Below are 5634 nucleotides of genomic sequence, written 5' to 3' on the forward strand. Positions count from 1 at the left end.
AGGCCGAGCACCGAAGCGCTCGGCCTGCTTTCCGCGGCGCCACCCCGCGTGCGCCGCGTCACCGACCGCCACCGCGCCCCCGGGGCAGAAGGCCCTCTCTTCCTCCGGGGCGCGGACGCTGCAGCCGTAATCGATCGATGCCCGCCACAGCAGGCCGCGTTCGCCCGCACGCCGGGCAGAGCGGACCCTGCCTGCTCCCTGCAATTATCGGCGGGCTATCACCGACGACGCCGATGCCGTTCGACCGGATCGCACTCCGGGCGTCTCTGCTTCCGCCCGGCAGCGCGATGTTCCATGGCCGCCGCCGCATCCCCCAATTGGAGGGCAGCTATTCCCTGAGCGCTGGCCCCTTGCGCGCGGGCGCCTTGCGCGGCGCCCGCAGGGGCCGACCCTCAGGGTCCGGCGGTGGCCGAGAGGCTGAAAGCGGAGAGCGCGCCGAACGGGGCGTCGTTGAGGAACAGCGGCAGGAGCGGCGTGTCGGCCTTGGGCGTCGCCGAGAGCGTCAGGGTGCGCGGGGTGGCGAGGAAGCTCTTCACCGCCGCGGCGACGCCCACCACGTCAGGATTGACCTGCGCCAGCACGGCGGCGATCTCGTCCACCTGCGCGGAGAGGTCGGCGCGGATGTCGTCCGCGCTCACGCCGGCGGCTTCGGCGAGCTGCTGGAACATCAGCTCCGCGAGGCCGAGATTCTCCACCTTCAGCGTCAGCGGACGGGCGGTGATCTCGCCGAGCGCCCCGAATGCGGCGGCGGCATCGGCGAACGCCTCCTTCGGCACGTTGCCGACGCCGGTGTCGAGCGAGACCGCGAAAGCCTTCTCCAGCCGCGCGCCCAGGGGGCCGATCTGAAGGTCGCCGCGCGCCGGTTCGTAGGCGATGTTGAGCGCAGTGCTCATGGTGGCGCGGGTGACGCCGGCATTGGCGAGATAGACGAAGGGCTCGCCGTCCGCGGCACTGATCGGACCGCTCACGTCCTTCATCTCGAAGCGCAAGGTGGAGGGTATCTCGCCGAGCACGCTGCCCCAGCCTAGCGTCAGCGCGCCGATGCGCAGCGCCTCGCCGGGCGCCGCGCTCTCCCCGTCATAGGGCACCTCGACGCCGGCGGCCTCGATCCCCGACACCACCTTGAACAGGCCGAGCGCCGCCATCGGCGTCGGCGCGTCCGCCTGCCGCGCGAGTTCGGCCAGCGCCTTCAGATCGAGGCGCCGCACCACGAACCGGGCGGCCTTGATCGGGCGCTTGTCGGCGTCCGTGCCGTCGAGGCCTTCCATCTCGAAGGCGTCGAGCACGCCGGCGGCGAAGCCGTCGAGCCGCACCGCGGCGATGCGCGCCGTCTGGTCCTTGCTGGTGGCGGTGAGGCCGGTCATGGAGAAGGTGCGGAAGGCGAGGCCGTCGATGATGCGCCGCGTCTCCTCCACCAGTTCGCCAAGCTCGGCGACCGAGAGGTCCGGTCCCTTGCGGGAAAGCGCGTCCAGCTCCAGCAGCCGGTCGAGGGCGATGGCGGAGGGCTTGATGCCCACATGCTCGAGCAGCAGCGAATCGGCGCCCGCGGTGCTTCCATCCTGATGGCGCACCTTGTACGGGCCGGTCACGACCTTGCCGTAGATCTCCCGGTAATCGTCCGGCTCCTTGCCGGGCGCGGCGCCGGACAGCACGGCGAGGAAGGGCCCGGTGTCGATGCGCGCGGCGACAATGCCGGCGAGCTCGCCGGTCTGCCGCGCCCCGCCCGTGGGGGCGGCATCCTGGGGAGCGGCGGGCGCGGGCACGTCGTCCGGCCCGGAGAACACCAGCTTGTCCACCAGGAGGCTGCGCACCTTGCCGGCGGCGATCTGCTCGGCGGCGATGCCCTCATAGGCCATCTCCACCGGCACCGCGCCGGCCTTGGCAGGCGTCTGGCGCAGCGTCATGGCCGGAATGGTCACCTTGGCGGCGCTGGTGGCCGCGAACTGGCGCAGCGCGAAGCGGGCGGCGGCGAACGGCCCGGCCTCGCCCTCCGGCGTGGCCAGCGGCACCACCGGCCCGCGATAGCGGTCGATCATCACCTTGGGGATCACATAGACGAAGCGGCCGCCGAGGGCGGCGGGACCGGACAGCGTGATCTCCACCCCTTCAAGGTCGAGCGCCTCGGCCTCGGCATAATGGTCGCGCGGGGGCTGTGCCCCGGTGGCGGTGAGCTTGACGATCTTCACCGCGGCGTCGGCGCCGCCGAGTTCGATGCCGGTGAGGACGATCGACCGCGCCACGGGGTCCACGCTGGCGTCGGCAAAGCGGGCGGTGGCGCCCCGGCGGCGGATTTCCTCGAAGGTCCGCTCCACCTCCGCGCGGGCGCTGCGCTCGCCGAAGACGCGCACGCCGAAATAGCCGGCAACCCCCAGCAGGACGACCGCAACGAGGCCGATGACCAGCTTCTTGCCCATGTTCGCGAACCCTTGGTTGTCAAATCGCGGCCGGAGAGCGCCCGTGACGCGGGCGTGCGCGGCAACGGGCCGCGCCGGCGCACCATATCCCATCTGCGTGCGCGAGGGTGCCCTTGCCGGAGCCCTGGTTGGCGCCCGTCCCGGCGCGGCGCCGGGTGCGGCTCCTTGCGGGGTTCCTGGCGCGGCTCCATGGTGCACCTGCACTCCCTTACCCCGCGCTGCAGCATGACGAAAGCGCGCGCGAGCCGTGACATCGGCAAGCGCGGCGGCTACTTTCCGGCCCGCACCGGTGGCGCGCGGCACGACACGAACGGGGGAAGGTATGGCGTCCTACATTTCCGAGGATCTGCGCTCCGGCGCGCTGGTGTATCACCGGCTGCCGAAGCCGGGGAAGCTTGAGATCCAGGCCACCAAGCCGCTGGGCAACCAGCGCGACCTCGCGCTCGCCTACACGCCGGGCGTCGCCGCCGCCTGCGAAGCCATCGCCGCCGACCCGCTCCTGGCCGCCGAACTCACCATCCGTGCCAATCTCGTGGGCGTGGTCTCCAACGGCACCGCCGTGCTCGGCCTCGGCAATATCGGCCCGCTCGCCGGCAAGCCGGTGATGGAGGGCAAGGCGGTCCTATTCAAGAAGTTCGCCGGCATCGACGTGTTCGACATCGAGATCGACGCCGAGACCGTCGAGCGCATGGTGGAGGTCATCAGCGCGCTGGAGCCGACCTTCGGCGGCATCAACCTGGAAGACATCAAGGCGCCCGAGTGCTTCGAGGTGGAGAAGCGGCTGCGCGAGCGCATGAAGATCCCGGTGTTCCACGACGACCAGCACGGCACCGCCATCATCGTCGGCGCCGCGGTGCGCAACGCGCTGGAGATCGGCAACCGCAAGATCGAGGACCTGAAGATCGTCACCTCCGGCGCCGGCGCGGCGGCGCTCGCCTGCCTCAACCTCCTGGTGACGCTGGGCGCGAAGCGCGAGAACATCTGGGTCACGGACATCGACGGCGTGGTCTATGACGGCCGCAACACGCTGATGGACCCCTACAAGGAAATCTACGCCCAGAAGACCGACAAGCGCACCCTCGACGAGGTGATCGAGGGCGCCCACATCTTCCTCGGCCTCTCGGCCGGCGGCGTGCTGAAGGCGGAGATGGTGAAGAAGATGGCGGACAAGCCGCTCATCCTCGCCCTCGCCAACCCCTCTCCCGAGATCATGCCAGAGGAGGCCCGCGCCGCGCGGCCCGACGCCATGATCTGCACCGGCCGCTCGGACTTCCCGAACCAGGTCAACAACGTTTTGTGCTTCCCCTACATCTTCCGCGGGGCGCTGGACGTGGGCGCCACCGACATTAACGCCGAGATGAAGATGGCGGCGGTGGAGGCGATCGCCGCGCTCGCCCGCGAGACCCCGTCCGACGTGGTGGCGCGCGCCTATGGCGGCGAGACGCGGGCGTTCGGACCCGAATCGCTCATCCCCTCCCCGTTCGACCCGCGCCTGATCCTGCGCATCGCCCCCGCGGTGGCGAAGGCGGCCATGGCGACCGGCGTCGCCACCCGGCCGATCAAGGACTTCGAGGCCTACGAGGACCAGCTCGACTATTTCGTGTTCCGCTCCGGCTTCATCATGCGCCCGCTGTTCGCCCGCGCGAAGCAGTCCATGAAGCGGGTGATCTATGCCGAGGGCGAGGACGAGCGCGTGCTGCGCGCGGTCCAGGCGGTGGTCGAGGAAGGCATCGCCAAGCCCATCGTGGTGCGGCCGCGAGCGTGGTGGAGAGCCGCATCAAGCGCTTCGGCCTCTCCATCAAGCCGGGCACCAGCTTCGAGATCATCAATCCCGAGGACGACCCGCGCTACCGCGAGTTCGTGCGCACCTACATGGAGGTCGCCGGCAGGCGCGGGGTGACGCCGGATGCGGCGCGCACGCTGGTGCGCACCCACCCCACCGTGATCGCCGCGCTCGCCGTGCATCGCGGCGAGGCGGACGCCATGCTGTGCGGCATCGAGGGCCGCTTCACTCGCCATCTGCGGCAGGTGCGCGACATCATCGGCCTCGCGCCGGGGGTGAAGGAGCTGGCGGCCATGTCGCTGCTCATCACGCCCAAGGGCAACTTCTTCATCTGCGACACGCAGATCCAGACCGAGCCCTCGGCCGCCGACCTCGCCGAGATGACGGTGCTCGCCGCCGCTCATGTGCGCCGGTTCGGCCTGGAGCCGCGCATCGCGCTGCTCTCGCACTCCAATTTCGGCAGCCACGAGACGCTCTCGGCCAAGCGCGTGCGCATGGCGGTGGAGCTGCTGCGCGAGCGCGCGCCGATGCTGGAGGTGGACGGCGAGATGCAGGCGGATGCCGCTTTGGTGGAGGACATCCGCAAGCGCTCGCTGCCGAACTCGCGCCTCGAAGGCGCCGCCAACGTGCTGGTGATGCCCGACCTCGACGTCGCCGACATCGCCTACAACATGATCAAGGTGCTGGGCGACGCGCTGCCCGTCGGCCCGATCCTCATGGGCACGGCGAAGCCGGCGCACATCCTCGGCCCGTCGGTGACGGCGCGCGGCATCGTCAACATGACGGCGGTGGCGGTGGCGGAGGCCCAGGTGGAGGCGTAAGTCGCGGGGGCTGGAACGAGGGCGCAGCGGCCGGACACGGCCGCCTGCGCGTCCCGCCCAAACCGCCGTCATGCCCCGCCTGTCCGGGGCATCCACCGTGCCGCCTGCGGGCGTGCGCATATGAAGCGCCGGGCGAGCCGCCGCGTGGATCCCCCGGACAAGCCGGGGGATGACGGCGGTGAAAGACGATGGGCGCACTGAAAGCCCCAGCGACCGTCATGGTCGCCCCCTGGCCGAAAGACGGCACAACCCCTCACCCCCGCCCCCTCTCCCGCAGGGGGAGATGGCCGCCCGGCTTTAGGCAGCCGGACCATCCCAGTCTCACCCCGCCTGAACCACCGTCATGCCCCGGCCGCGCCTCCCCTCCTTTTGGCCCCCTCTCCCCGGCGAGGAGAGGGCAGGGGTGAAGAGACCCCGGCCGGTCCGGCGACGGGGCGCGCCCGACATTGCGTTGAAGAGGCCGGGCGCACACCCTAGATTGCCGTTTCACGACATGGCGCGGCGTGCCCCGAGGCGGGCGCCGCCGCAAGGAGCGCGCAGACTCATGGCCGAGGCCGGCCCCCTTGATTCCGCCCCCCGCCGCCCCGCGCAGACGGTGCACGCCCCGCATGGACGC

The 5634-nt window shown here is 71.1% G+C and carries 1 protein-coding gene and 1 pseudogene; one reads left to right on the forward strand and one right to left on the reverse strand.

Features of this window, described 5'->3' with window-relative positions; all coding sequences use genetic code 11:
- Positions 1–392: 392 nt before the first annotated feature.
- A complete protein-coding gene (locus AC2W7M_RS18665; protein WP_486133970.1) occupies positions 393–2414 on the reverse strand; it encodes a hypothetical protein in 2022 nt (673 codons plus the stop codon).
- A gap of 322 nt (positions 2415–2736) precedes the next feature.
- Between AC2W7M_RS18665 and AC2W7M_RS18670 the strand changes: the two are divergent.
- Positions 2737–5018: pseudogene (locus AC2W7M_RS18670) on the forward strand (NADP-dependent malic enzyme).
- Positions 5019–5634 lie beyond the last annotated feature (616 nt).

This window comes from Xanthobacter sp. BG11Y11_SDJG (assembly GCF_057364445.1).

Bases quoted from the DNA above. Each gene is read 5' to 3' on its own strand.
- AC2W7M_RS18665 (WP_486133970.1), bottom strand. From the start codon at position 2,414: ATGGGCAAGAAGCTGGTCATCGGCCTCGTTGCGGTCGTCCTGCTGGGG.